This window comes from Grimontia sedimenti, from assembly GCF_011045095.1.
In the GTDB taxonomy this organism is placed as follows: Bacteria; Pseudomonadota; Gammaproteobacteria; order Enterobacterales; family Vibrionaceae; genus Enterovibrio; species Enterovibrio sedimenti.
On the sequence record NZ_JAALDL010000016.1, the window covers coordinates 70,768 to 96,754 of the forward strand.

Annotated in this window: 27 protein-coding genes; 13 read left to right on the forward strand and 14 right to left on the reverse strand. The window is 49.5% G+C overall.

Going from position 1 to position 25,987, the window contains the following annotated elements; all coding sequences use genetic code 11:
• The 7 genes from G5S52_RS18720 to G5S52_RS18750 all read left to right on the forward strand — a co-directional run bounded on the left by G5S52_RS18720 (window position 1) and on the right by G5S52_RS18750 (window position 5,568).
• Window positions 1–573 (forward strand): YajG family lipoprotein, encoded by a 573-nt coding sequence (locus G5S52_RS18720; RefSeq protein WP_002537032.1) that lies wholly within the window; start codon window positions 1–3, stop codon window positions 571–573.
• Entirely contained in the window at window positions 573–1,139 is a 567-nt protein-coding gene (locus G5S52_RS18725) for a peptidylprolyl isomerase (RefSeq protein WP_165017304.1), read from the forward strand. Before G5S52_RS18720 ends, G5S52_RS18725 begins: the two co-directional genes overlap by 1 nt.
• Window positions 1,140–1,157: 18 nt before the next feature.
• Entirely contained in the window at window positions 1,158–1,523 is a 366-nt protein-coding gene (locus G5S52_RS18730) for a hypothetical protein (protein ID WP_002537029.1), read from the forward strand.
• A gap of 48 nt (window positions 1,524–1,571) precedes the next feature.
• Window positions 1,572–2,966, forward strand: coding sequence for an AmpG family muropeptide MFS transporter (locus G5S52_RS18735; RefSeq protein WP_165017307.1), 1,395 nt, complete (start codon window positions 1,572–1,574; stop codon window positions 2,964–2,966).
• Window positions 2,967–3,222: 256 nt separating this feature from the next.
• Window positions 3,223–3,972 (forward strand): outer membrane protein OmpK, encoded by a 750-nt coding sequence (locus tag G5S52_RS18740; protein ID WP_165017309.1) that lies wholly within the window; start codon window positions 3,223–3,225, stop codon window positions 3,970–3,972.
• 119 nt (window positions 3,973–4,091) lie between these two features.
• Entirely contained in the window at window positions 4,092–4,982 is an 891-nt protein-coding gene (locus G5S52_RS18745; RefSeq protein ID WP_165017312.1) for a 2-dehydropantoate 2-reductase, read from the forward strand.
• Window positions 4,969–5,568: a DJ-1 family glyoxalase III gene (locus tag G5S52_RS18750; RefSeq protein ID WP_165017315.1), complete on the forward strand. Its 600-nt coding sequence runs from the start codon at window positions 4,969–4,971 to the stop codon at window positions 5,566–5,568. Before G5S52_RS18745 ends, G5S52_RS18750 begins: the two co-directional genes overlap by 14 nt.
• A 100-nt stretch (window positions 5,569–5,668) precedes the next feature.
• Here G5S52_RS18750 and thiI read toward each other — a convergent pair whose 3' ends face one another.
• From thiI to pomA, 3 genes are all read right to left on the reverse strand, one after another.
• Complete coding sequence (thiI, locus tag G5S52_RS18755) at window positions 5,669–7,117, reverse strand: tRNA uracil 4-sulfurtransferase ThiI (protein WP_165017318.1); 1,449 nt, start codon at window positions 7,115–7,117, stop codon at window positions 5,669–5,671.
• Window positions 7,118–7,254: 137 nt separating this feature from the next.
• On the reverse strand, window positions 7,255–8,184 hold the full coding sequence (locus tag G5S52_RS18760) for a flagellar motor protein MotB (protein ID WP_062660612.1): 930 nt from the start codon (window positions 8,182–8,184) through the stop codon (window positions 7,255–7,257).
• A 10-nt stretch (window positions 8,185–8,194) separates the two neighbouring features.
• A complete protein-coding gene (pomA, locus tag G5S52_RS18765) occupies window positions 8,195–8,956 on the reverse strand; it encodes a flagellar motor protein PomA (RefSeq protein ID WP_165017321.1) in 762 nt (253 codons plus the stop codon).
• A gap of 413 nt (window positions 8,957–9,369) precedes the next feature.
• On the opposite strand from pomA, the gene xseB reads away from it, so the two are divergent.
• From xseB to G5S52_RS18790, 5 genes are all read left to right on the forward strand, one after another.
• Window positions 9,370–9,615 carry an exodeoxyribonuclease VII small subunit gene (xseB, locus tag G5S52_RS18770; protein WP_002537010.1) on the forward strand — a complete coding sequence of 82 codons (246 nt, stop codon included), beginning with the start codon at window positions 9,370–9,372 and terminating at the stop codon, window positions 9,613–9,615.
• Entirely contained in the window at window positions 9,608–10,507 is a 900-nt protein-coding gene (gene ispA / locus G5S52_RS18775; RefSeq protein ID WP_165017324.1) for a (2E,6E)-farnesyl diphosphate synthase, read from the forward strand. Before xseB ends, ispA begins: the two co-directional genes overlap by 8 nt.
• A gap of 26 nt (window positions 10,508–10,533) precedes the next feature.
• Window positions 10,534–12,399 carry a 1-deoxy-D-xylulose-5-phosphate synthase gene (dxs, locus tag G5S52_RS18780; RefSeq protein ID WP_165017327.1) on the forward strand — a complete coding sequence of 622 codons (1,866 nt, stop codon included), beginning with the start codon at window positions 10,534–10,536 and terminating at the stop codon, window positions 12,397–12,399.
• A 178-nt stretch (window positions 12,400–12,577) separates the two neighbouring features.
• Complete coding sequence (locus G5S52_RS18785) at window positions 12,578–13,546, forward strand: substrate-binding domain-containing protein (RefSeq protein WP_165017330.1); 969 nt, start codon at window positions 12,578–12,580, stop codon at window positions 13,544–13,546.
• A complete protein-coding gene (locus tag G5S52_RS18790; protein ID WP_165017333.1) occupies window positions 13,543–16,467 on the forward strand; it encodes a bifunctional diguanylate cyclase/phosphodiesterase in 2,925 nt (974 codons plus the stop codon). Before G5S52_RS18785 ends, G5S52_RS18790 begins: the two co-directional genes overlap by 4 nt.
• Here G5S52_RS18790 and pgpA read toward each other — a convergent pair.
• The 9 genes from pgpA to glyA all read right to left on the reverse strand — a co-directional run bounded on the left by pgpA (window position 16,464) and on the right by glyA (window position 23,866).
• Window positions 16,464–16,949, reverse strand: a complete 486-nt coding sequence (gene pgpA / locus G5S52_RS18795) for a phosphatidylglycerophosphatase A (RefSeq protein ID WP_165017336.1) — start codon at window positions 16,947–16,949, stop codon at window positions 16,464–16,466. The two genes, G5S52_RS18790 and pgpA, sit on opposite strands and share 4 nt — an antisense overlap.
• Before the next feature lie 3 nt (window positions 16,950–16,952).
• The gene (gene thiL, locus G5S52_RS18800; protein WP_165017339.1) at window positions 16,953–17,924 is read right to left on the reverse strand and encodes a thiamine-phosphate kinase; all 972 of its coding nucleotides are present in this window, start codon (window positions 17,922–17,924) and stop codon (window positions 16,953–16,955) included.
• 57 nt (window positions 17,925–17,981) lie between these two features.
• Window positions 17,982–18,437 (reverse strand): transcription antitermination factor NusB, encoded by a 456-nt coding sequence (gene nusB, locus G5S52_RS18805; protein WP_002537000.1) that lies wholly within the window; start codon window positions 18,435–18,437, stop codon window positions 17,982–17,984.
• Window positions 18,438–18,449: 12 nt separating this feature from the next.
• The gene (gene ribH / locus G5S52_RS18810; RefSeq protein WP_002536998.1) at window positions 18,450–18,920 is read right to left on the reverse strand and encodes a 6,7-dimethyl-8-ribityllumazine synthase; all 471 of its coding nucleotides are present in this window, start codon (window positions 18,918–18,920) and stop codon (window positions 18,450–18,452) included.
• 170 nt (window positions 18,921–19,090) lie between these two features.
• The gene (ribBA, locus tag G5S52_RS18815) at window positions 19,091–20,200 is read right to left on the reverse strand and encodes a bifunctional 3,4-dihydroxy-2-butanone-4-phosphate synthase/GTP cyclohydrolase II (protein WP_165017343.1); all 1,110 of its coding nucleotides are present in this window, start codon (window positions 20,198–20,200) and stop codon (window positions 19,091–19,093) included.
• Window positions 20,201–20,236: 36 nt separating this feature from the next.
• Entirely contained in the window at window positions 20,237–20,899 is a 663-nt protein-coding gene (locus tag G5S52_RS18820) for a riboflavin synthase (protein ID WP_165017346.1), read from the reverse strand.
• An 18-nt stretch (window positions 20,900–20,917) separates the two neighbouring features.
• Entirely contained in the window at window positions 20,918–22,036 is a 1,119-nt protein-coding gene (gene ribD, locus G5S52_RS18825; RefSeq protein WP_165017349.1) for a bifunctional diaminohydroxyphosphoribosylaminopyrimidine deaminase/5-amino-6-(5-phosphoribosylamino)uracil reductase RibD, read from the reverse strand.
• An 8-nt stretch (window positions 22,037–22,044) separates the two neighbouring features.
• Window positions 22,045–22,494: a transcriptional regulator NrdR gene (gene nrdR / locus G5S52_RS18830; protein ID WP_002536993.1), complete on the reverse strand. Its 450-nt coding sequence runs from the start codon at window positions 22,492–22,494 to the stop codon at window positions 22,045–22,047.
• A 121-nt stretch (window positions 22,495–22,615) separates the two neighbouring features.
• Window positions 22,616–23,866, reverse strand: coding sequence for a serine hydroxymethyltransferase (gene glyA, locus G5S52_RS18835; RefSeq protein ID WP_002536991.1), 1,251 nt, complete (start codon window positions 23,864–23,866; stop codon window positions 22,616–22,618).
• Window positions 23,867–24,421: 555 nt separating this feature from the next.
• Between glyA and G5S52_RS18840 the strand changes: the two genes are divergently transcribed.
• Complete coding sequence (locus G5S52_RS18840) at window positions 24,422–24,991, forward strand: DUF6198 family protein (RefSeq protein ID WP_438590729.1); 570 nt, start codon at window positions 24,422–24,424, stop codon at window positions 24,989–24,991.
• Between the two features lie 71 nt (window positions 24,992–25,062).
• Here G5S52_RS18840 and glnB read toward each other — a convergent pair whose 3' ends face one another.
• Window positions 25,063–25,401 (reverse strand): nitrogen regulatory protein P-II, encoded by a 339-nt coding sequence (gene glnB, locus G5S52_RS18845; protein WP_002536987.1) that lies wholly within the window; start codon window positions 25,399–25,401, stop codon window positions 25,063–25,065.
• A 92-nt stretch (window positions 25,402–25,493) separates the two neighbouring features.
• The gene (locus G5S52_RS18850; protein WP_002536985.1) at window positions 25,494–25,931 is read right to left on the reverse strand and encodes a GNAT family N-acetyltransferase; all 438 of its coding nucleotides are present in this window, start codon (window positions 25,929–25,931) and stop codon (window positions 25,494–25,496) included.
• Between the last annotated feature and the right edge of the window lie 56 nt (window positions 25,932–25,987).

Consider the following 25,987-nt stretch of genomic DNA (forward strand, 5'->3'; position numbering starts at 1 on the left):
ATGAAAAAACTTCTGCTTGTTTCCGGACTGGTATTGGGCCTGAGTGCTTGTTCGTCACCCCGCGAACCTCAGATGACGATTGCCCCACAACCTTCTATTTCTTCGGTACCCGTTGCGCAAAGTAAACCTGTTACCGTTGAAAGCCGAGATCTGCGCACTGCTCAGTTTGTGGCAGTGGTAGACAATGGCCGTAAAAATGTGCAGCCAATCCAGGCAACTTCAAACGTTCGCGTGGTACTGGAAGATGCCCTGATCCGTCAACTGAATTCTCAAGGCTACAAAGTGGTTGCCGACAGCAAAGGTAAACTGCGCATGGATCTGCTGGACGCACTGGTGAAAGTGGAGCACAGCGTGTTCTCACACACCATGAACACCAATGTTCAAATCCAATTGGTTGCAGATAATGGTCAGAACAAGTTCGTTAAGCGTTACACCGGCAAATCAACCACTGAAGGTTCCACCAGTGCGTCTGTTGAAGACATGGAAATGGCTTTGAATAGCCTGCTCGAAGCTGTACTGCAAGACATTGCTCGCGACCAACAGCTGATGACCTTCATGAATGAGAACTTCTAATGAAAACCGTTTTTAAAACAGCATTAGTCGCTGCCACACTATTTGCAGCCAACGCGATGGCAGCGAACCCTATTGTCAACGTTGAAACTAGCGTGGGTAACTTCAAACTCGAGCTTTACCCAGAAAAAGCACCGAAAAGCGTTGAAAACTTCCTCAAATATGTGGAAGACGGTAGCTATGTGGGCACCCAATTCCACCGAGTGATTCCTGGGTTTGTCGCACAAGGCGGTGGCTACGACGCCAAATTCCAGCCTCGTCCAAGCACCTATGGCGAAGTGGTTAACGAGTCCAAAAATGGATTGGGTAACGAACGTGGCACCATCGCTATGGCAAGGCGTCAGGCGCCAGATTCTGCCACTCGACAGTTCTACATTAACCTGCAAAACAACAGTAACTTAGATGGCAACAGCTACAACTATGGTTACACCGTGTTTGGCAAAGTCATCGAGGGTTTTAATACCGTTGAGAAAATGGCAAAGGTTAAAACCGTCACAATCCCTGAAACTCGTATGCGCGATGTTCCCCAGCAACCTATACTTATCGAGAAGATTCTCATTACCAATTAAGTAGCAGGTTGAGAGGGAATGCTAAAACTCGTTGCAGACAATCCCGAACAAAACAATGATGAGCTCGCCGGTGAACATGTTCGACAACATGCACCGGCTTTTGCTGCAGACGTCATTCGCTATGTCTTGCAGCAAGCTTCCTATGAAGATCTCAAACTTTCCTGCCGAAACCAGTTTCTTGAATGGTGGCAACTCTCTATTTCTGGAGGCTCTCCGGAAGATGATTACGAATCCGTCTATTGGTATCTGTTGTACATGATCGAATCGCGCCGCGAAGATGAATTACGCGGTAACAGATTTGTGAACCAACGTCTCAAAGAATGCGCTTGTTATCTGATCAATAAGGGAAAATTGCCACGTTTTGCGCGTGGCATTCGTCCTTGAAGCACGGTAGCATGGGGTTACCTATGCACATAACAAGGACGTACATTCATGTCCCCTTCTTCTCACCCTACCTGGCGGGAAACGCTAAACAGCTATCTTGACCGCAGGCTCCTTTGGGTTTTCATGTTGGGCTGCGCAAGTGGCTTTCCATGGCTTTTGATCGGTTCAAATATGTCTGGCTGGCTCAAGGATGCAGGCTTAACCAGAACGGCGATCGGCTTATTCGGTTCTATTTTTGCGGTTTACGCGATTAACTGGATGTGGGCACCACTCATCGACCGCGTGAAACTTCCCGTGCTTCACCGAACATTAGGGCAACGCCGCAGCTGGATTTTCCTGATGCAGGTGATCATGCTGGTGTGTACCCTTTTCATTGCCAATACCGATCCTTCATTCAATCTTTGGCTGACTTCGGTTCTGGCTTTCACCATAGCACTGGCTTCTGCCACCCAAGACATTGCCGTGGATGCTTTCCGTATCGACAGTTTTGGCGAGCAGGAAAAATCCAAAATGCCGCAGGCTGCCGCCATGGCGGTGATTGGTTGGTGGACAGGTTACAGCCTTCCCGGGTATTTCGCTTTTATCAATGCCGACTCGATAGGCTGGAATGGCGTTTACTACGGCATGGCAGGTTTTATCGGACTACTTATCCTATTCACCCTGTTTGTTGGTGAGCCAGATTCAAAACGCGACGAACTCCAGGCAGAAGCTGAGTCCCGTTACGCCAAGCGTTTAAATCAGGGCGAAAACAGCGTTCTGGTGTGGTTCTCCGTTACCATTGTTGAGCCTTTCGCTGAGTTCTTCCGACGCAATGGTGTGAAAGTCGCGCTTACTCTTCTTCTCTTTGTGTTCCTGTTTAAGATCGGTGAGGCCTTCTTGGGTCGTATGTCGATCGTTTTTTACAAAGAAATTGGCTTTAGCAATGAACAGATTGGCCATTACTCCAAACTTATTGGATGGGGCGCAACTGTCATCTTCACCTTGATTGGCAGCGCGATTAACGTCCGCTTCGGCGTCGTTAAAGGGCTTCTGATTGGTGGTATTGCCATGGCTGCCAGTAACCTGATGTTTGCGCTGATGGCGCACGTTGGACCGAATGAAAACCTGTTCCTGGCAACCATTATCGTGGATAACTTCACCAGTGCATTTGCAACCATTGCTTTTGTATCCTTCCTGACTTTCCTTACGGGCAGGGCGTTCTCCGCAACCCAATACGCTTTGCTGGCGTCTCTGGGTAATCTGGGGAGGACAACCCTCTCGTCCTTCAGTGGCTCATTGGTCGACTGGATTGAGCAGTTTGAATGGATTCACAACATCACCTGGCTTGATCCTTGGTCCTTCTTCTTCGTCCTCACCACTATCATGGTCATTCCAAGCCTTGCAATGATAGTAGGGCTCAGAAAGCACTTTAAAAAGCTGCAAGACATGCAGAAAACCGCTTAATCTGTGTTTAATCCGCGACAATGGTCGCGGATTACACTCACCAATCCTGTTTAAACCGCTCTGCAGATCATCTTTTGAAACACTTATCTCGAATGCAATCCATTTCAACGCGATCTAAATCACATTTAGCAAACGATTGCGATTTCATTGCATTTTCTTTTTTGAACTTTCCCATAGAATGGCGCTCGTTACGGCGGAGGTCCAACCAATAGGTGTCTTTGCCACTTCTTTTCTGACGATGTAAAGAGAACAAAAGATGCGTAAATCAGTAGTAGCACTTAGCGTTCTGGCAGCAGCTGCGGCTGTTCCAGCTCAAGCGGAATACCTGTACGGCTTTGGTGGCATGTACGCAGACTACCAAGTTTGGAACCAAGGTTTTGGTAACGATGACGATAACTTCGGCGGTGACATTTCTGATCGCAACCAAGCAGTAATCGGTATCGAAGGCGGTGCAGGTTTTACTTGGGGTCAAATCTACGGTTTCTACGACTACGAAGGTGTTGATCGTGGTACTGGTGACCGTGGCGCATCGACTAAAGGTACTATTCACTACAACCTGACCGACTCAGGTGTAAGCCTTTATGCACAGGTGTACAACACTGATTCAGATGCAGGCTTCCACGAGCAAAACCGTGTTATCGGTCTGGGCTACACTGGCCTGAAAGGCGATGGCTGGGCATTTACTCCATTCATCGGTGTGCACGAAATCAACACTAATGGCATCAGCGGTGCCAACGGTGGTATGGCTGGTTGGGTTGGTTTCTACAACACTAACATCGGTAGCCAAAACTTCACTTTCTCTACCTGGGGTGAATATGAGTTTGGCCGTCAAGACGCATATGCGGCAGTTCAAGGTGACGACTGGGGTCTTAACGGTTCTGTAAACGCGATGTGGAACATCACTCAAAACTGGTCAACGGGTGTTCTGTACCGTTACACAGTGAACAAACTGGCACGTGAAGATTACCAAGATCTGATGATCTACCGCGTACAGTACAACTTCTAATTTAGAGAAGTTAGACGGATTCAAAAGGCAGCTATGTTTGGCTGCCTTTTTGCTTTTCAGCATTCGGCTCCTGTCACAACAATGGTATGCTTCAATCGATCAATAAAGAAGGATGAAGCATGCGTTTTACGCTTGTCGGTGCCGGTGCGGTCGGTGCGTTATGGGGTTTAAAACTACTTGAAGCTGGGCATCAGGTTCATTTTGTCACCCGCAAAGAAGAGTCTGACATAACACTGGGATTCGAACATCAGAGCCCACTGATTTTTCCCTGCAACAAGTCCGATCGAATTGAAGAAAGCGACTGTGTTCTGGTTTGCGTCAAAGCCTTCCAGGTGCTGGATGCCATCCACCTTATACAGCCTTATCTCCATCCAGATACCCCGGTAGTATTGATGCACAACGGCATGGGTACGGCTGATGCTGTTCTTCAAGCACTGGACACAAACCCTCTCGTACTTGCCACGACCTCCCATGGCGCTTTAAAGCTCTCTCCATCGGTATTACGGCATACTGGCCTTGGAGAAACACGCCTAGGTGGCGCGAATATCAGTGGAAAACAGTGCGACTTTCTTGCTGACGTTTTCAGCCATGCTCTACCCAGCGCCCAATGGGAAAAAGATATACAGACAGCGCTTTGGCGGAAACTGGCCGTCAATTGTATGATCAATCCTATGACTGCACTGCGTCAGTGTCAGAATGGCGAGTTGCTTTCTGATAGCTTGCGAGAGCAGCTAAACACATTAAGTGAAGAGATCGCTTTGGTCATGCAAGCCGAAGGATTAAACGTCGCATCGGATGACGTCTTACAACACGCATTACAGGTCGCGAAAGCCACCGCAGAAAACCACTCTTCGATGAACCGGGACGTGCACTTCAAACGTCACTCGGAAATAGACTTTATCACCGGCTACCTGATCAGCCGAGCAGAATCACACGATATAGCGGTACCGGAAAACCGGGCGCTGTATCAAGCCATCAAGAATTTGGAGCGATCCTATGACCACGCCTAGCGTATTGGTGTGCCTTGCCCAAGGCATAGAAGAAATGGAAGCTGTGACTGTTATTGATGTCATGGTACGAGCTGGATTTAAAGTGACAACAGCGAGTGCCGCAGAAAACGGCGAGTTGACCCTGACGTGCTCTCGCGGCGTTAAGTTGACTGCAGATGTTCCCTTGGTCAAAGTCGCCGATGAAGAATTTGACTGTATTGTTGTGCCTGGTGGCGTCGATGGCGCAAAAGCACTGGGAGAAAGCGCACTGGTTGTTGAAATAATTAAACAGCAGCAGTGCGATCAGAAATGGGTGGCGGCAATCTGCGCGGCTCCCGCACTGGTGATTGAAAAGAATCAACTCTTCCCAGACGCCTACAAAACCTGTCACCCTGCATTTATTGACCACATTCCAGCTGATAAGCAAAACAGTCGACGTGTGTTTACCGACCACGACCACAAGCTTATCACCAGTCAAGGACCAGGCACGGCTCTCGAATTCGCTGTTGAGATTGTCTACTTGCTGGCAGGCAAAGACAAAGCCCGCGAGGTCGTAGAGCCAATGGTGATTATTCCCAACCTCCATTACGAAAAGAAGTTCGCGTAATACTGCACCTTCAGGTTGTTTGGATAAACCACAAAAAAACCGACCTCGAAAGGTCGGTTTTTGTTTCTAAGTCTTGTCGCTGCACTTTCTCGGATCAGCCTTACGGACGGTATACCTTCACGTTCGCATAGCCATTTTCTTGCAGGTAGAGGGCCTGCAGCCTGCTCATCACGCCACGATCACAGTAGAGCAGATAAGTTTTGCTCTGATCCAGATCGCCGAACTTGGTCGCCAGTTTGAAGAACGGAATGTGAACCACTTCCGCACCATCAATTTCCAATGGTTTTTCGTCTTCTTCTTCAGGGCTACGGATATCCAGCACCACGGCGCCGTTAGCAATTTCGTCCACCAGTTCAACGTCTGGTGCTTTTTCTTTACTCTGCTTGCCGATATCACGGATATCCATGATTCGGGCGTCGTAAACCACTTTATCCAGAATGCTGAAATCAAAGTTCGCTTCTTCCGCTTCCAACTTCGCTTTCTCAGCCTTGATGGTTGGCTTACGTGAAATCACACCACAGTATTCCGGCATGGTCTTGGCGAAATCTTCAGTACCAATGTCACGAGCCAGATTGATGATGTCTTCTTTGTCCCAGTTGATCAAAGGACGCAGGATCAGAGTGTCTGACACATTGTCGATCATACGCAAGTTGGTCAGCGTCTGGCTCGATACCTGCCCTAAAGCTTCACCGGTCACCAATGCCTGGATGCCAAACTTTTCCGCTACCATGGAAGCCGCTCGCACAAACATGCGCTTAAGCACGACACCCATTTGGCCGTCATCAACTTTCTCAAGGATCTCTGCGACGACAGGTTCAAAATCAATGGAAATGAACTTCACTTTGGCAGAAGAACCAAACTTCTCCCACAAGTAGTGGGCGGTTTGTTGAACGCCAATCTCGTGTGCTGCGCCGCCAAGATTGAAGAAACAATAATGTACTTTGCTACCACGCTTGATGTGCAGATAGCTGGAAACACCGGAGTCGAAACCGCCAGATATCAGGCTCAACACATCTTCCTGTGTACCCAGTGGGAAGCCGCCCTGTCCTTTAAAGCGCTCACGAACCACATTGACGTTTTCTTTGTCTACTTCCAGGTGTACAACCATGTCAGGCTTTTTCAACTGAACACGGGCTGATTCAACATCTTGGTTCAAACCACCACCCACGTAGCGCTCTACGTCGATAGACGTGAAGTCATGATTGCCACGACGCTTAGCACGAACACAGAAAGACTTGCCTTCCAACTGATGTGCCACCGTTGCCGATACGATTTCATAGATGTTGTGCAGATCAGTAAACGGCCTTTGCTCAACTTCCAGCACATGGTGAATACCTGGCGTGTTGGTCAACACACTCAGCGCAATATCACGTTCAGCATCGTTTTTTAGCGAAACCTCGATATGGTCGCGACGGTTGAATACCGACATAGCGTCTGACTTTCGCTTAAGAATATTTCGGATGTTAGTTTCCAGAATTTTCGTGAAGCGTTTCCGTACAGATTCACTTTTGACCATCACCTCAGGGTGAATTTTTACGATAAATTTCATAACAGGTTTCGCTACGGCTTTAACAAAGGCGCGGATTATACCTCAAGCATAACGTATTCGAAATAACCACACTGAAGTGAGTACAAAAACAAAAAAGGCAGCGTCAATGCGCTGCCTTCTGTAAGGGCTTCAAAATATCAGTTTTCCTGAATAGGCTCCACCGGTGCGCTGGTCGACAGCTCGTCCGATTCACGCGGTTTACCTTGCATGATGGCAATTTCAACACGGCGGTTTTGAGCACGCCCTTCTGGCGTATCGTTTGGCACACGCGGTGAAGAACCAGCCAAACCTTCAACCCGCATTCTCATTGGGTCGAAACCATCGACTTTTTCCATTTCCTGCGCAACTGATACCGCACGCTGTGCAGACAAATCCCAGTTAGAACGGTAAAGCTCAGAGTCCAGAGGCGAATTGTCAGTATGGCCGGAAACACGAATCACACCAGGGACGTCTTTCACCAAATCGGCTATCTGGCGAACCAAAGGACGAAATTTCGGCTGCAGGAAAGCTGAACCCGCCGGGAACGCACCGTTTTCACGAATGCGGATAATCAGTTGCTGGCCAAGGTTTTCCACTTCAACCGCACCTTCCTCCACTTCGCGCTCAAGGGCCTGAACCACCATTTGGGCAGTACTCGACATCTGTTCGGTGTCTTGTTCCTGCTCTTGCATCGAAGCTTCACTTGCCGTCGAGCCCCCATCCAGTTTTGCAGAATCTCGCTGGGAGCCACCGGCACGATCGGATTCTCCATCCTGGAAATCGAGGGTACGCTGCGTCATATCGATAGTCTGCTGCATGATGACTTCAATCGGCGTTGGCTCAGGACGACCCGGACGGAACTCCTGCGCAATCACACTGGTACCTTTCGGAATGTCTTTCACTTCCAGAAGGTTCTGTACACCAAAAGCGAATTTCATAGAGCCTGCGATCTGCTTGAACTTCAACACATCCATTTCCGAGAACGAAAGCAGAAGTACGAAGAAACACATCAGCAGCGACATCAAGTCAGCGAAGGTCCCCATCCAAGCGGGTAGCCCGGGGGGGGGACATTTGCATTCATCATCCATACCCGACTCCTTATCCGTCTACGTCAACAGTACGTTTCTTCTCGTTGAGGTAGTTTTTCAGGTAGCCGTCAATAACACGCGGGTTCTGACCATCCTGTATTGCCAACAAACCGTCCATGATAAGACGACGGTTCATTTTCTCCTGGTCTTTACGCAGGCGAAGCTTTGCAGCAATAGGAATCGCTATCATGTTGGCGAGCATAGCGCCGTAGAGTGTTGTTAAAAGTGCTACCGCCATCGCAGGACCGATCGCCTTTGGGTCATCCATGTTTGAAAGCATGGCTACCAGACCGATCAGCGTACCGATCATCCCCATTGCCGGGGCAACGTCTGCAAGTGCGCTGTAAAACTGCGCACCACTGTCATGGCGTTCGTCGGTCATGACAATGTCTTTTTGAAGCGTCATTTTCACGACTTCAGCATCGTGACCATCCACCAGCATGTCGACGCCTTTCTTCATGAAGGAGTTCGTCACTTCCATTTCTTCAAGTGCCAGGAAGCCACCTTTACGTGCTGCGTCTGCCATCTCTACAATTTTGGCAATGAGGTCTTCCGGGTCATCGGCTTTAAACATGAAAGCCTTACCCGCGATCTTGAATGCACCGAAGAACTGACCCATGGTGTAGTTCATCAATACAACAAACAGACTGCCACCGAATACGATTAACGTTGAAGGAACGTCTACGAACATACTGATGGTGCCACCCAGCAACATCGCCATGACGATGAAGGCAAAGGCGCCCAAAATACCTATAAGTGTCGCCAGATCCACGGAACGATCCCCTTAATTTTTTACTAGCCAGAAAGAGTGGTGACGTTTTCCCAAGCAACCTGAATCAGCAGGTTATTAAACCGCTTGAGTATGACTGAATTCGCTATCTGCCTTTCCGTTAACGGCAGAAGAAGCGATAGATTTAGCGCGTACTTTAAATTTTATACCCTTCTCATCTCAAGATGCAGATTTTCATCTCAAGATTAAGCTCAGTGTCCGATTTCGTGAATCAGAATTGGACCCACTATTGGCTGACAGAATATTGCCGCCGCCCAATAGATAGGCAAAAATCAGGCCTAAATCGTCGCAAACACCAGAAAATCTCCGCAGCAGCGCAGATTTTCACTCAAGCGTTTGACCCCCAACAGGCACTGGGTTAACTTCTCCGCCATTCTGATAGTTCTGGATTTATCATGGCTGCTAAGAAACCTGAGAACATGACCTTTGAAGAAACCCTCAAAGAGTTAGACACGATTGTTAATGGCCTTGAAAGTGGTGACTTGCCGCTGGATGCGGCGCTAAAACAATTTGAACGCGGGATCTCTCTGGCTCGTCAGGGACAAAAAACGCTCTCTGATGCCGAGCAACGCGTCGAGATCCTGCTCGCGCAAGATGACAACGCCCCTTTGGAAAATTTTGAAGACACGCGCGATGAGTGATACCGCTTTAACGTCCACCCTCATTCATTACCAAAACCGCAGTAATGCGCAGCTCTCCCACTGGCTCGACAGTTTGGGGAATGACGACCAGCCTCTGATTCAAGCAATGAAGCATGGCGCTTTGCTGGGTGGTAAACGCGTTCGTCCTTACCTGACTTATGTCACTGGTATGCTATTCGGTGCGCCTGAGGAAGCATTGGACACCCCTGCCGCTGCCGTTGAATGTATTCACGCATATTCCCTCATTCATGACGATTTGCCTGCCATGGATGATGACGCACTGCGCCGCGGTAAACCGACCTGTCATGTTGCCTTCGATGAAGCCAGCGCGATACTGGCTGGCGATGCCTTGCAGACGCTGGCGTTTACTATTCTGGCAGAAGGTGATCTCTCCAAGGAAGGTGACGCGTACCGAATTCAGATGGTCAAAGAATTAGCAACGGCATCCGGTGCCGCAGGCATGTGCCTGGGACAAGCACTGGATCTGGCGGCGGAAGGGAAAAAAGTGGACCTCTCTGTGCTGGAAACCATCCACAGTAACAAGACCGGTGCTCTAATCCGCTGTGCGGTTCGCTTGGGCGCTTTGGCTGCCGGCGAGAAAGGCGTAACATATCTTTCACAACTGGATACATTTTCCAACGCTATCGGCCTTGCGTTTCAGGTGCAGGATGACATTCTAGACATCATCAGCGACACCGAAACCCTTGGAAAACCACAAGGTTCCGATCTCGAAGCGGAAAAAAGCACCTACCCGGCTTTGCTGGGATTGGAGGGCGCACAGCAGAAAGCTGAGCTTCTTTACCAAGAAGCACTACAAGCCCTGCAAGCGATCCCCTACAATACAGAGCAATTGGAACTGTTCGCCCGGTATATCATCGAGCGCAAGAATTAAAACAAATAGCGCCATAAAACGAATATATGACTCTCGATATTTCTAAATACCCAACGCTCGCACTGGCAGACACGCCTGACGAACTCAGAACGCTGCCACGCGACGTTCTGCCGAAACTGTGCGACGAGCTAAGAACATATCTGCTCAACTCCGTGAGCCATTCAAGCGGCCACTTTGCATCTGGCCTTGGTGCCATTGAGCTGACCGTGGCGCTTCACTATGTTTACAACACCCCATTCGATCATCTGATCTGGGATGTTGGCCATCAGGCATACCCTCACAAGATCCTGACCGGTCGCCGTGAGCGTCTGACGACTATCCGCCAAAAAGACGGGCTTCACCCTTTCCCCTGGCGTGAAGAAAGCGAATATGACGTACTTTCTGTCGGCCACAGCTCCACGTCAATCAGTGCAGCGTTAGGGCTTGCGATTGCCGCTGCCAAAGAAGGCCGCGACCGCAAAGTCGTCAGCGTGATTGGAGATGGCGCAATCACCGCAGGCATGGCTTTTGAAGCCATGAACCATGCAGGTGATGTTCATGCCGATATGCTGGTGATTCTGAATGACAACGAAATGTCGATTTCAGAAAACGTTGGTGCGCTCAATAACCATCTGGCTCAGCTACTTTCGGGTAATTTCTACACTTCTATCCGTGAAGGTGGAAAGAAAGTGCTGTCCGGTGCACCACCGATTAAAGAACTGGTTCGCCGCGCGGAAGAGCATCTGAAAGGCATGGTTGTGCCAGGCACCCTGTTTGAAGAGCTGGGTTTCAACTACATAGGCCCAGTTGACGGTCACGATGTGGAAGAGCTGGTCAAAACCATCAAGAACATGCGAAACCTCAAAGGACCGCAGTTCCTGCATGTGATGACTAAAAAAGGCAAAGGTTACGAGCCTGCGGAGAAAGATCCGATTGGCTATCACGCCGTGCCTAAGTTCAATCCTGCGGAAAATACTCTGCCGAAAGCCAAATCATCCGGCCCAACTTTCTCCAAAATCTTTGGTGAGTGGTTGTGTGACATGGCGGCAGAGGACGAAAAGCTTCTGGCGATCACCCCTGCCATGCGCGAAGGCTCAGGCATGGTGCGATTCTCCAAAGAATTCCCAGACCGCTACTTCGACGTAGCGATTGCTGAGCAGCATGCGGTTACCCTTGGCACTGGCATGGCGATTGGTGGCTACAACCCAGTGGTTGCGATTTACTCCACCTTCTTGCAACGCGGTTATGACCAACTGATCCACGATGTCGCGATTATGGACTTGCCTGTGATGTTCGCGATTGACCGTGGTGGATTGGTTGGTGCAGACGGTCAGACTCACCAAGGGGCATTTGATCTCAGCTTCATGCGCTGTATCCCGAACATGGTGATCATGGCGCCGAGTGACGAAAACGAGTGTCGCCAAATGCTGTACACCGGTCATCTTCATCAGGGCCCAAGTGCTGTTCGTTATCCTCGTGGTACAGGTTGCGGCGCGACCGTTGAAAAAACCATGACCGCATTGCCGATCGGTAAAGGTGTAGTTCGCCGTCAGGGCGAGAAAATTGCCATTCTGAACTTTGGCACCATGATGCCTTACGTCCTGCAAGCGGCAGAAAACCTGAATGCTACCGTTGCAGATATGCGTTTCGTGAAGCCATTGGATGAAGCCCTTATCGACGAACTGGTCGCATCTCATGAGGTGCTGGTCACGGTCGAAGAGAATGCGATTTCCGGCGGTGCCGGTTCTGGTGTGATTGAATACTTGATGAAGTCCCGCCAAATCAAGCCAGTACTGCAAATCGGCCTACCGGATAAATTCATCCACCAAGGCACCCAACAAGAGCTTCATGAGGAGCTCGAGATCGACGGTAAAGGCATTGAAGCCCAAATCCGCCGCTATCTCGGCGAATAATCTCTAATCATCTCACCAAAAACGGCGCTTGTAGCGCCGTTTTCTTTTCCCGTTTTCCTACGCTCATAATCAGCAACAAAAACACGCAGCATCTCATATTTAAGACTACCCTTATTGGGTTACTTAAAACTTTTATATCAATTGGTTAGTGTCTGACAACTGTCGAGGCGGTAGCAGAATGAAAAGAAGCGCTTTGCTCTTTCTAGGCCTGTGCCTGACCCTTTTTACCTTTCACAGCTCAGCGAGCGAAAACACACCGCGTATCGCTTACCTTGTATCTGATGCCCGCATTCCATTCTGGGACATCCTCAAACGCGGCATTGAACATCGCGGACAAGAGCTTGGGTTTGAAGTCGATGTTTACTCGGCAGAAAACAGCAAACAGAAAGAGCTGAAAAATACCATCGCCGCTCTGAACTCAGGCATCAGTGGATTGATCATTTCTCCCACTAACTCATCCAGTGCAGTCACTATCCTAAAGCTTGCTAAAAAAGCTAACGTACCTGTTGTTATTGCAGATATCGGGACAGATGAAGGTGATTACATCAGCTACATCGCGTCAGATAATTTCACTGGCGCTTACGATCTGGGGCTCATTATCTCTGAAGCTTTTTCCTCACGGGGTTGGAATGACGCCACTGTCGGTATTATTTCGATACCCCAAAAGCGTGAAAATGGCCGGGCGCGAACCCAAGGCTTTTTAAGGGCAATAGAGGAAAAAGGTTACCAATCGGCAGGGTTGAAGCAGCAAGTCGATTTTTCCTATCAGGAAACCTATGATCATGCCACCGCACTCATCAACGCAAACCCAGATCTACAAGGGCTTTGGCTACAAGGTTCTGACCGCTACCAGGCAGCACTGGATGCCATCAAAGACACGGGTAAGAAAGGAGATATTCTGCTGCTCTGCTTTGACGCTGAGCCTGAGTTTCCCGCTCTGTTGGAAAGTGGAACGCTGGTAGGTGCAGGTATGCAACAGCCTTTTCTGATGGGTGAAATGGCCATTTCAACGATGCATAAACACCTTCAGGGGAAAGCGGTCAAGAAAACCATTTCTCTTCCCGTGCTGGCAGTTTCTGAGAGCAATGTTGATGCGCTTATGCCTCAAATAAGGCGAAATGTACTGGGGATGGATGACGGGCGATGATGGACAAACCTTCGCGTAAAGGTTCACTGTTCACCCATCTGGCGATTGCTATCTGCGTCGCCGTTATTGCCGTTTTTTCTCTATCCTCAGTACTGGTATACCTCGACCAACGGCGGGAGACTGTCTCTTATATGGAGGAAAAGGTGCTCGAAAGCACCGAACGCCTCACAGAGACCATTGCTCCATATATGGAGTCTTACGCCCCAAATGAATACAGTAACCTGGTTCATGCTGAAGCCCGACTCCACGACCTCTTTGCCGTTTTAGTTTACGACCGCTCTATGGCAAATATCACGGGTCAATCCGAGTATGTATCTGGGTTTATACGCAATGAGCAAGGCGATCTAGTAACGTACAACGACAGTGCTCCTTTTCACTCTCAACAATTGCAGAGCACGATGTTTTCCCGGACTTCTCCGGTTCTCTCCGAAGAGGGAGAAGTGCTCGGCAACATCGTCATTCATATGTCAGATGAGCAGTTAAGAAAGAATCTAACACTACAACTGCGGCAAACTGTTGCCTCATCTATCGTTGCTGCTACGGTTCTCATCAGTCTACTGCTTTACTTTACGAACCGTTTTTTTGTAAAGCCCTTGGAAGACATCTCTGAAGCAATCAGCACCCGCGACATGAGCGGTATTCCTGTCTCTCATATCCCTGATTTCACTAACAAAGAGCTGTCGTCGTTAAGCGCAACCATGAACAACATGATTGCTTTAATCCGACATTCACACGACTCCCTGAGCATGGAACATTCCAGGCTTCAAAACGTCATTGAAGGCACCCGAACCGGTACCTGGGAATGGGATGTGGTTAGTGGCTTTATCACCTACAACGGCGCATGGGCCGATATTCTTGGCTGGGATCTGGACGCTTTGAATGGCCCACCGAATCAGGACTGGAAGCATTTTATCCATCCGGAAGATAAGCCGCTTTCAGAACGACAACTCGCCAAACTCTTTGCCAGAGAAGCCGACTATTACGACTGCGAAATTCGCCTCAGACACTGGTCAGGGCAATGGATTAACGTGCTTGCTCGCGGAAAGATTGTGGAATGGGATGAACAAGGGCGACCACTTAAAGTTTTAGGCACACATCAAGATATTACGGCGCACAAAAAAGCAGAAGAAAACCTTCAGTTAGCAGCGAAAGTATTCACTCACGCAAGGGAAGGCATCATCATTGCTGACAGCCAGACCCGGATTATCGAGGTCAATCAGGCTTTCTGCCGCATCACTGGTTATACGTTGGATGAAGTAAAGGGCAAAAACCCAAGTGTGTTGCAATCAGGTCGGCAGGACGAGAAGTTCTACAAAAACATGTGGCATTCTCTGGAGAAAAAAGGCCACTGGAGCGGGGAAATTTGGAACCGACGAAAAGATGGCGAAATGTACCCGGAACTTCTCACCATCAGTGCGGTGACCGATGAACAAGGAAACCCGGCTAACTATGTCGCCGTCTTTTCTGACATTACCGCTTACAAAGAGCATGAACACAAGCTGGAGAAGATTGCCCATTTTGACCAATTAACCGAACTGCCAAATCGACTACTTCTCGGTGATCGCCTGAAACATGCAATGAAGCAAGCAAAGCGCCACAGACAATTTATTGCGGTTATTTTCCTCGATCTTGATGGTTTCAAGCCGGTTAACGATACCTATGGCCACGAAGTAGGTGATGTGCTCTTGCAACAGCTAGCCCTTCGTATGAAAAATGCACTCAGGGACAGCGATACTATCGCCAGAATAGGCGGTGATGAGTTTGTCGCTGTATTAACCGATCTACATTCACCTGAATCTTGTCAGCCACTTCTCCCACGTCTGCTGGCCGCCACATCAGAGCCTATCGATGTGAACGGTCATCTGGTTCAGGTTTCCGCAAGTTTTGGTATCACCACCTACCCCCAATCTGAAGAGGTAAACTCTGACAAATTGTTGAGACAAGCTGATTACGCCATGTACCAAGCTAAGCTCAAAGGTAAGCGGCGTTACCACTTCTTTGATGCTGAACTGGAGCGTAGCTTGAAGACTCAGCATGAGAAGCTGAGTGAGCTTGGTAAAGCCCTCGAAAACAACCAGCTCTTTTTACGCTACCAGCCCAAGGTGAACTTGCGTGAAGGTGACATTATTGGTTTAGAAGCACTGATACGCTGGCAACACCCGCAAAAAGGCGAGCTTAGCCCAGCAGAGTTTATTCCCCTCATTGAAAACCACTCGCTGATTATCGATGTAGGAAATTGGGTGATTGATAAAGCACTTTCGGAGCTTGTGCGCTGGCAAGAGCAGGGATTAAATACGACCGTTAGTGTTAACCTCGCTCCACATCATCTGTTGCAGCCGGACTTCATCCACAAGCTTCGCATACAACTTGCCAGGTACCCTCAAATCAATGCTGAACAGCTGGAATTGGAGATATTGGAAACCAGTGCATTCGAAGATTTTGACGCCGTTTCAGAGGTTATTTGCCAATGCCGAGCACTTGGTGTGGCATTTGCGATTGATGACTTTGGAACCGGTTATGCGTCACTCACCTACCTCAAACAACTGCCCGCACAGACACTAAAGATAGACCGAAGCTTTATTCGCGACATGTTGGTCGACCCTGATGATCTGGCCATTTTAGAAGGGGTCATATCTTTGGCAAATACCTTCAATCGTGAAGTGCTTGCAGAGGGTGTGGAAACCAAGGAGCAGGCCCAGATGCTTATCTGGCTCGGCTGTGAGCTTGGCCAGGGGTTCGGCATATCGAAACCACTGATGGGAGAGGAAGTAGTGGAATGGTCAGCATCATGGCAACCTGACCCAAGCTGGAGTGAAGCACCTAAGCTGGATGATAAGCTCAGGCCCCTCATGGAATCTGTGGCCCAAAACCGCTCTCGGATAGAGCGGCTTCGTGGCTATTTAAATCATAGTGATAGCTAACTTAACAGGTAAGTGTAACCAGCCCAAAGTGTCACCATCGACATCAAGCCCGCCACAATATCATCAAGCATAATGCCAAAGCCGCCATGGACCTGTTTATCCAGCCAACTGATAGGCCAAGGTTTGACCATGTCAAAAAACCGGAAAATGATAAATCCGGCCAAAACAACCTGCCAGTCGGTCACGGGGACGAGGAACATAGTGATCCAAAAACCGACAAATTCGTCCCAGACAATGCTGCCATGATCATGCACGCCCATGTCACCTGACGTTCGGCCACAAAGGTAAACACCGATGAATGAACCCAACACAATGGCGACAGCCAGCACGATCGGAGAAAAGCTGACTAATAGATAATAAAAAGGTACCGCTGCCAGCGTTCCCATAGTGCCGGGCACAATGGGTGAAAGACCGGAGCCAAAACCTGTCGCCAGCAAATGAACAGGATTGGAAAGACGAATTTTACTAATTGGATTATCCATACATCACTCGGAGAAATGATCCCAACCACTCAGGGACCAATCGACAGGCTTGCCCTGCCATTGCACTGTCACGCCCTCACCATGGCGAATTTGGCCAATACAGGTCACGGCAGTGTTGGTATGCGCAAAAGCCGCATCCACCGCGCCACGGTGACTCTCAGGTACAGTAAAACAAAGCTCGTACTCTTCGCCACTGGTTAGCGCGATTTTCGCTGCTGCTTCTTCGCCACCGGCAAACGCCATCAACTCATCAGATACTGGCAAGGTGTCCGCATTGATAACAGCGGAGACATTGCTCGCTTTTAAGATATGTTTAAGGTCGGCAACCAGACCATCAGAGATGTCCAGCGCGGAAGAGGCGATTTCACGAAGAGCCTGTCCAGCCAGTACTCTTGGCTCAGAATAATAGTGACGATTCAACAGTGTATTTTCTGTCTCATTCTTAGGGTCATTACCCTTCAAGATAACGTCCAAACCTGCAGCACTGTCGCCAAGGTTCCCCGTTACATACAACCAGTCCCCGGCTTTCGCACTATCACGACGAATGGCTTTACCCGCAGGAACAAAGCCTTGAAGCGTAATGGTAATACTCAGGGGGCCTTTGGTCGTGTCACCACCCACCAATTGGACTTGATAATACTCAGCAAGCTTGTAAAAACCGTCACAGAAGGCTGCAAGCCAAGTTTCATTCGGCTCAGGGAGTGTTAAAGCAAGAGAACACCATGCTGGCATAGCACCCATGGCAGCAAGATCGCTTAAGTTGGAAGCCAACGCTTTGTGCGCGACTTTTACGGGATCAGCATCAGGAAGAAAATGGGTTCCTGCCACCAGTGTATCGGTCGTCACGACCAGTTGGCAGTTTTCTGGCACCGTGATGATAGCTGCATCATCCCCTATGCCTAAGTCCACATCGCGGCGCGTGACAGGCTGCGATTTAAAGTAACGGTTTATCAGGTCGAATTCGTTACCGGCCATCAGTCCTTTCCTAAGAAAAAGGCCAGCGTGGCTGGCCTTTGAAGTCTTAACTCGATATTACTTTTTACGCAGCGTCGGTACCGCTTTATCCAGCACACCGTTCACGAATTTGTGGCTGTCTTCCGCGCCAAAACGCTTCGCCAGCTCAATCGCTTCGTTAATAACTACTTTGTAAGGAACGTCTTCGCGTTTGCACAGTTCATACATAGCCAGACGAAGAAGTGCGTGTTCCATTTCGTCCAGATCCTGAATTGGACGAGACAGGTAAGGACGCATTTTGCTGTCCATTTCCTGGTAATTCAGAACAACACCTGCCAGTAGATCACGGAAGTAATCTACGTCAGTTTCAGGTTGGCGCAGACGTGGTTCTTCTGCTTGATGCTCTTCTTCTTCATAGTTGTCTGCCGCAAGGAATTGAGCTTCGATATCAGCTACGTTGCCTTGCGTCAGTTGCCATGAGTAGATTGCTTGTAGTGCAAAATGGCGCGCGTTGCGCCGTGCGGCTGGTTTCACAGTAACCCCCGATTAGGATTCGATTTGGGACAGTACGTTTACCATTTCAAGCGCGCTTAGTGCAGCCTCTGCCCCTTTATTACCAGCCTTGGTACCCGCGCGTTCGATGGCTTGTTCAATGGTGTCTACGGTCAACACGCCGAATGCAACAGGAGTATCAAACTCCAGTGCAACTTGTGCCAGACCTTTGTTACATTCTCCGGCCACATAGTCAAAGTGTGGCGTACCGCCTCGGATCACTGATCCCAGCGCGATAATAGCGTCGTAACGGCCGCTTTTTGCAACACGTTGCGCCACCAACGGCAACTCATAAGCGCCTGGGCAACGTACTACAGTAATATTGTCTTCACTTACTTGGCCCTGACGCTTCAGCGCATCAATAGCACCATCCAGCAGGCTTTCGTTAATAAAGCTGTTGAAACGGGAGATAACGATAGCAACTTGAGCATTTGGTGCTGCGAATGCACCTTCGATTACCTTCATGGGCCTTCCTATGACTTATTTATCCGGATTGAGAAACCGCGGGATTCTATCACACTTTTCTGCAAAGCCGCCAGCGCTTATGCCGCTTGGGAATTTGCGTCGAATCGAGCCTGTTTCGGAATAAAAAAACGCAGCTTAAGCTGCGTTTTCTTTGTCAGCGTCGTTTGAGTTTAGTCGACGACATACTCGACCACTTTCAGACCAAAGCCTGAAAGTGCATGGTAGCGTTTATTGGTTGAAGACAACAAACGCATGTCTGTCACCCCCAAGTCCGCCAGAATTTGCGAGCCTACACCAACACGGCGACTCGTACCCTGCCATTTAGCGGCAGCTGGCTTCTCGCCTTTGTCCTGAGCTTCAAAAGTACGTACTTTGTTGATAATGGAGGAAGAAGACTCTTCTTTACCCAGAATGACCAGCACACCACCATCAGCATTGATACGTTTCATCGCATCGCTGAGTGACCAGCTACGCTCTGCAGAACGATCAGAGTGCAGCAAGTCAGTAAAGGTATCTTGGAGGTGCACACGCACCAGCGTTGGCTGGTTACTCACTTCCCCTTTACGCAGGGCATAATGCACTTGGCTGTCGATGGTGTCGCGATAAGTGATCAGGTCAAACTCACCATATTCCGTTGGCAGCTTACACTCTGCCACTCGCTCTATGGTGGTTTCGTTGTTGTTACGGTATTCAATCAGATCAGCGATGGTACCCAGTTTGATACCATGCTTCTCACCGAATTTTTCCAGATCCGGACGACGCGCCATGGTGCCGTCTTCATTGAGTATTTCAACGATAACACCTGCAGGAGAAAAACCAGCAAGACGCGCCAAATCACACCCCGCTTCAGTGTGACCCGCTCGGGTCAGTACACCACCATCCTGAGCCATCAACGGGAAGATATGTCCCGGCTGAACCAAATCTGCAGCAACTGCATTCGGTGCAACCGCCGCTTCTACCGTACGTGCACGATCAGCGGCAGAAATACCCGTTGTCACCCCTTCAGCCGCTTCAATAGAAACAGTAAAGGCCGTAGAGAACTGCGCGTTGTTGTCGCTGACCATCAAGGGTAAACCAAGGCGTTGGCACCGTTCTTTAGTCATGGTAAGACAAATCAGGCCACGGCCATACATCGCCATAAAATTGATGGCTTCCGGCGTAATTTTCTCTGCTGCAATGATGAGGTCGCCTTCGTTTTCGCGATCTTCATCGTCCATCAGGATAACCATTCTGCCCTGACGGATGTCTTCAATAATCTCTGCTGCGCTGCTGATTGGCATGGTTCTGTCCCTGTTCTTACCGGCAATCCGGTTCTGTTATCTCAAAAAGCCCGACTCAGCGAGCTTTGCCATGGTCAAACCGCCTGCACCACTTTGCTGCGCAGCACGGTCGCCCATCATTAATCGTTCAAGGTAGCGGGCAATCACGTCCACTTCGATGTTGACTTGGTATCCGACAGTGAAATCTTCGATTGTCGTTTCAAGAGCAGTATGCGGAACAATGGTCAGTTTGAATCGATTGCCATCCACTGCATTGATCGTCAGGCTGATGCCATCAATCGTCACCGAGCCTTTCTCGGCAAGGTATTTGGCGAGCTCTGCAGGTGCCTCGAGCCAAAACTCGATCGCACGCCCCGTTTGGGTGCGTGAAACCACTGTCGCCACACTGTCGACATGACCGGAAACCATGTGGCCACCAAATCGCGTTGTGGGCAGCATGGCTTTTTCCAGGTTCACTTTCTGGCCAGCTTTGTATGTTGCAAACGCGGTACGCTGAAGTGTCTCACCCGATAGGTCCGCCACATAACCCTTTGCGGTCAACTCGACCACGGTCAGACACACACCATTGGTGGCGATACTATCGCCAAGCTTCACGTCAGCCAGATCCAGCTTGCCACTTTCCACGGTCAGCGAAATGTCACCGCCTTTAGGGGTGATTTTCTGGATATGACCAACCGCTTCGATAATTCCTGTAAACATATAGATTCGCTTTGATTGTTACTCTGGCTGTTGTTTTTGCATGCGAAGACGCACATCGTTGCCGATACGGGTCACGTCTGTCAGTTCGAAGGCTGGCACCTGACTCATACAGGTCATGCCCTGCAAGTTCACCAAGGCACGACTGTCGCTTCCCATCAGTTTAGGAGCCTGATAGATAATCAGCTCATCCACCAAGCAAGCCTTCAGAAGGCTACCCGCCAAAGTGGCGCCCGCTTCCACCCAGATATGATTGATGCCATGAGATGCCAAGGCACGCAGAGCGCTATTAAGATCAAGCTGTCCCGCTTCTTTGGCGACGGTAAGCAGTTTTACCGTGTCATTACCTGAATCTGCTTGAGATGCAGTCACAATAATAACGTCACCTTCCAACGAGAAAAGATGGGCGTTATCACTCACCTTCCTTTGAGTATCCAATATCACGCGTACCGGTTGACGCAAGTCGTCCTGGGCATACTCCGCTTTAACGGCATCAGGCAGCTGTTCCCAACGCACGTTAAGAGACGGGTTGTCGTCCAGCACGGTCTGGCTGGTTGAGAGAATGGCACCCGCTTGAGCACGAAACACCTGCACATCGGCGCGGGCTTCATCCCCGGTGATCCATTTGCTCTGACCATTTGCCAATGCTGTGCGGCCATCAAGACTGGAAGCTAGCTTTAACTGCACAAATGGCAATCCGGTTTTCATCACTTTTATGAAGCCAGGATTCAACGCTTCAGCCTGGGCTTGCATTAAGCCAACATCCACCTGAATGCCCGCATCACGTATACGTTGGATACCACGGCCTGCGACTTTCGGATTTGGGTCTACCATGGCACAAACGACACGGCTGACACCCGCAGCAATCAATGCATCAGCACAAGGAGGAGTGCGCCCGTAATGGGAGCATGGCTCAAGGGTGACATAGGCTGTGGCGCCTTTGGCGTTTTCATCGGCAGCACGAAGGGCATGAACTTCCGCATGCGGCTCACCGGCACGGAAGTGAAAACCTTCGCCGACAATGTCATCACCCTGAGTGATGACACAACCAACGCTAGGGTTAGGCGCGGTGGTATAGATGCCGCGTTTTGCCAGCTCGATGGCTCGCAGCATCATTTGAGAATCAAAAATTGAAAACATGTATCCGCTTATTTTTCCAGGCGGGCGATTTCTTCACCGAAGTCTCGGATATCTTCAAAGCTGTGGTACACAGACGCAAAGCGAATGTAAGCGACTTTATCGAGCTCTTTCAGCGCATCCATCACCAAATTGCCTACCAGCGTCGAAGACACTTCACGTTCGCCCGTTGCGCGAATCGTTGATTTGATGGTGTTAATAGACTTTTCGATATCGTCCGTGCTCACCGGGCGCTTTTCAAGAGCTCGCTGAATACCGCCACGCAATTTATCTTCGTTAAATGGCTCTCGGTTGCCATTGGTTTTGATGATACGCGGCATCACCAGCTCTGCAGTTTCAAACGTAGTATAACGTTCGTTACACGCCAAACACTGGCGACGACGACGCACCTGATGGCCGTCTGCGACCAGTCGTGAATCAATGACCTTGGTGTCATTCGCACCACAAAATGGACAGTGCATCTCGCCTCCTTAAACAATTGGTGAACAGTGTAACCGATTTGCAGACCTGAGAAAGCGCGAAAGTGGTGAAAACAGGCACAAAAAAAGCACCCGAAGGTGCTTTTTTCAATCAGATAACGGCTTATGCGTAAACTGGCAGACGTTTACAGATTTCCAGTACTTTCGCTTTCGTCGCTTCAATCACTTCTTGGCTTTCGATGTTGTCCAGAACATCACACATCCAGTTAGCCAATTCTTTCGCGTCATCTTGCGTGAAACCACGACGGGTGATCGCTGGAGAACCAACGCGGATACCAGAAGTCACGAATGGGCTACGTGGGTCGTTAGGAACGCTGTTCTTGTTCACAGTGATGTTCGCTGCACCCAGTGCTGCGTCCGCTTCTTTACCCGTGATGTTCTTGTCGATCAAGTCAACCAGGAACAGGTGGTTTTCAGTACCGTTAGATACCACTTTGTAGCCACGCTCTTGGAACTGTGCAACCATCGCTTTAGCGTTGTCTACTACGCGCTGCTGGTACGCTTTGAACTCTGGTTCCATCGCTTCTTTGAACGCAACCGCTTTTGCAGCGATAACGTGCATCAGAGGACCACCCTGACCGCCAGGGAATACCGCTGAGTTCAGCTTCTTGTACATGTCTTCGCCTGCGTTAGACAGGATCAGACCGCCACGAGGACCCGCTAGCGTTTTGTGCGTAGTTGTGGTCACTATGTGTGCGTGTGGGATTGGCGTTGGGTATACACCCGCTGCAATCAGACCCGCGACGTGTGCCATATCAACGAACAGGTAAGCGCCTGCTTTGTCAGCGATTTCGCGCATGCGCGCCCAGTCAACGATTTGTGAATACGCAGAGAAACCACCGATGATCATCTTAGGCTTGTGCTCAAGCGCCAGCGCTTCCATTTCGTCGTAGTTGATTTGACCAGCTTCGTCGATGCCGTAAGGGATCACGTTGTAGTGCTTACCAGAGAAGTTAACTGGTGAACCGTGAGTCAGGTGACCACCATGAGCCAGACTCATGCCCAGAACGGTATCGCCTGGGTTCAGCAGCGCCATGTAAACAGCGCTGTTTGCCTGAGAACCTGAGTGTGGCTGAACGTTCGCATACTCTGCACCGAACAGTTCACATGCGCGGTCGATTGCCAGCGCTTCAGCTTTGTCTACGTACTCACAACCGCCGTAGTAGCGCTTGCCTGGGTAGCCTTCCGCATATTTGTTAGTCAGTTGGGAACCTTGCGCTTCCATAACGCGAGGGCTGGTGTAGTTCTCTGACGCGATGAGCTCGATGTGCTCTTCCTGACGTGCAGTTTCTTCCTGGATCGCGGCAAACAGCTCCGCATCGTAATCAGCGATGTTCATGTCACGCTTTAGCATCTGTATCTCCTGACTCAGATAGTTCCCTGGGTACCAAGTTGACCCGATAACTCGCTTGGGCAAATCATCGGGTCAACCTGGTTTGGGTTGATTTACACCAAATTAAAAACGTCAGTATCCACGCGGACGCAAACGTTTTCGTCATTGCATTCCTATTGGCTGCGATTCTACAAAATTTGTTGCGCAACAGGTAGTAGGAATCACATTTTTTTTGCCTGACTGAACATGGTCTTTTCTCATTCCAATCATGAATTGAATTCACATTGACCAATGTCACAGACTGTAAACCACAAATCTTTACACCTCGTAAGCTGCTGCTGACACAAGCGCTTACGCGAGTTTACCCCGACTCTTTCCTCCCTTATGCAATCTCATTAAGATGCCCTGCTTTTCATCTATTTACTGTGAAAGCGACACCGCGGAATGATTCCAGAGAGAATCAAACATCCCGGATTTTTGTGAGTACATTCTTGCGTCGTGAATCCCTTTAAAAACGACACATTTTTAGGAGTTATTGCGTTGAGTTATCAGCCCAAACATTCACAGTTTGAAGACATGATTGCGGTCCTGTCCGGTGCGTTCATTGTGGCGCAGGGTGTTTATTTCCTGCAGCAGGCAGGTTTGCTTACTGGCGGTACGACAGGTCTGGCACTTTTGATCACCCAGTTTACCGACCTCTCATTCGGTACCATTTACTTTCTGATGAACGTGCCTTTCTACTTTATGGGATGGCAGCGTTTTGGTACCCAGTTTGCCCTTCGTAGTGTCTTTGCAGGTGGCATGGTGTCGTTAATCGTCGACCACATTTCACATGTATTTACTATTGGCTGGCTACAACCCCTGTATTGCGGTTTGATTGGCGGGTTGCTAATGGGTGTGGGCATGTTGATGATCTTCCGCCATAACGCAAGTCTCGGAGGCTTCAATGTGCTGGCACTATACTGTCAGGACAAGTTCGGCGTTCGTGCGGGCAATGTACAGATGGCAATTGATATTGCCATCCTGCTGGCTTCATTTTTCTTCGTTTCGCCATGGCTGCTAGCGTGTTCTGTCGTCGGCGCTTTTGTTCTGAACCTGGTGCTAACCATGAACCACAGACCCGACCGTTACGTGGTTTGCTATTAAGTTACCGCCAGCCGCGTAATGAAAACGAAAAAGCCTCCCGATTGGGAGGCTTTTAAACTCGTATTAGACGATTAAATCGCTTCTTCGTCTTCTTCACCAGTACGAATACGCACGACGCGCTCTACGTCAGTGACGAAAATCTTACCATCACCGATCTTGCCGGTTTGTGCTGTTTGCACAATGGTCTCAACACACTGGTCTGCAGCATCAGCAGCCACGACGATTTCCAATTTTACTTTTGGCAGGAAGTCCACCATGTACTCCGCACCACGGTACAACTCGGTATGGCCTTTTTGGCGGCCGAAACCTTTAACTTCCGAAACTGTCATACCCGTAATACCGACTTCCGCCAGTGCTTCGCGCACGTCGTCAAGCTTGAACGGCTTGATAATCGCTTCAATTTTTTTCATGTCTCATTCCCTTAAATTCTGCATTGCGCAACATCACTAATTGTAACCCTACACTGTTCCGTTGGCGCGGTTTTCCTTAACAATTTCCTGCATTAAACCAGAGACTTCTTCCATGTCGTGGTTTTGGTCTCGCCACACGCAAAGGGTGGCTCATAGCCGGAGTTGGTCAACAGCGCCTGCATAGGTTTACGTCCGATCACCGCACCGCAGTCCACTTTTAACTCACATGCTACCGTTGCTGCGTAAGCTTCCAATGCATTAAGCAAGTTTTTACCAATGCCTTGAAGGCGGCTCGCCTGATCGACTTCAAGCAGGGTTAAGGTCGCATCTTCCACCATGATGCCGTTATGGCGCTTTTCATGTTGAAGCACAGCCACAGCAACAGGTTCACCCTCTTTTTCGGCAACCAACATAGGGAGCTCTTTCGTCGATTCAGGATCGTTCAGTTTTGCCAACGAGGGAAAACGGCACTGCAGGGATTCCGGTACCTGTCCGGATGGAATAAGCGTAAAGCTGATTGCACTGTCCATTGCATTTCTCTCCATAAAATTGCCGGAACACTTTACCCTTTCGCCGATACCGGATG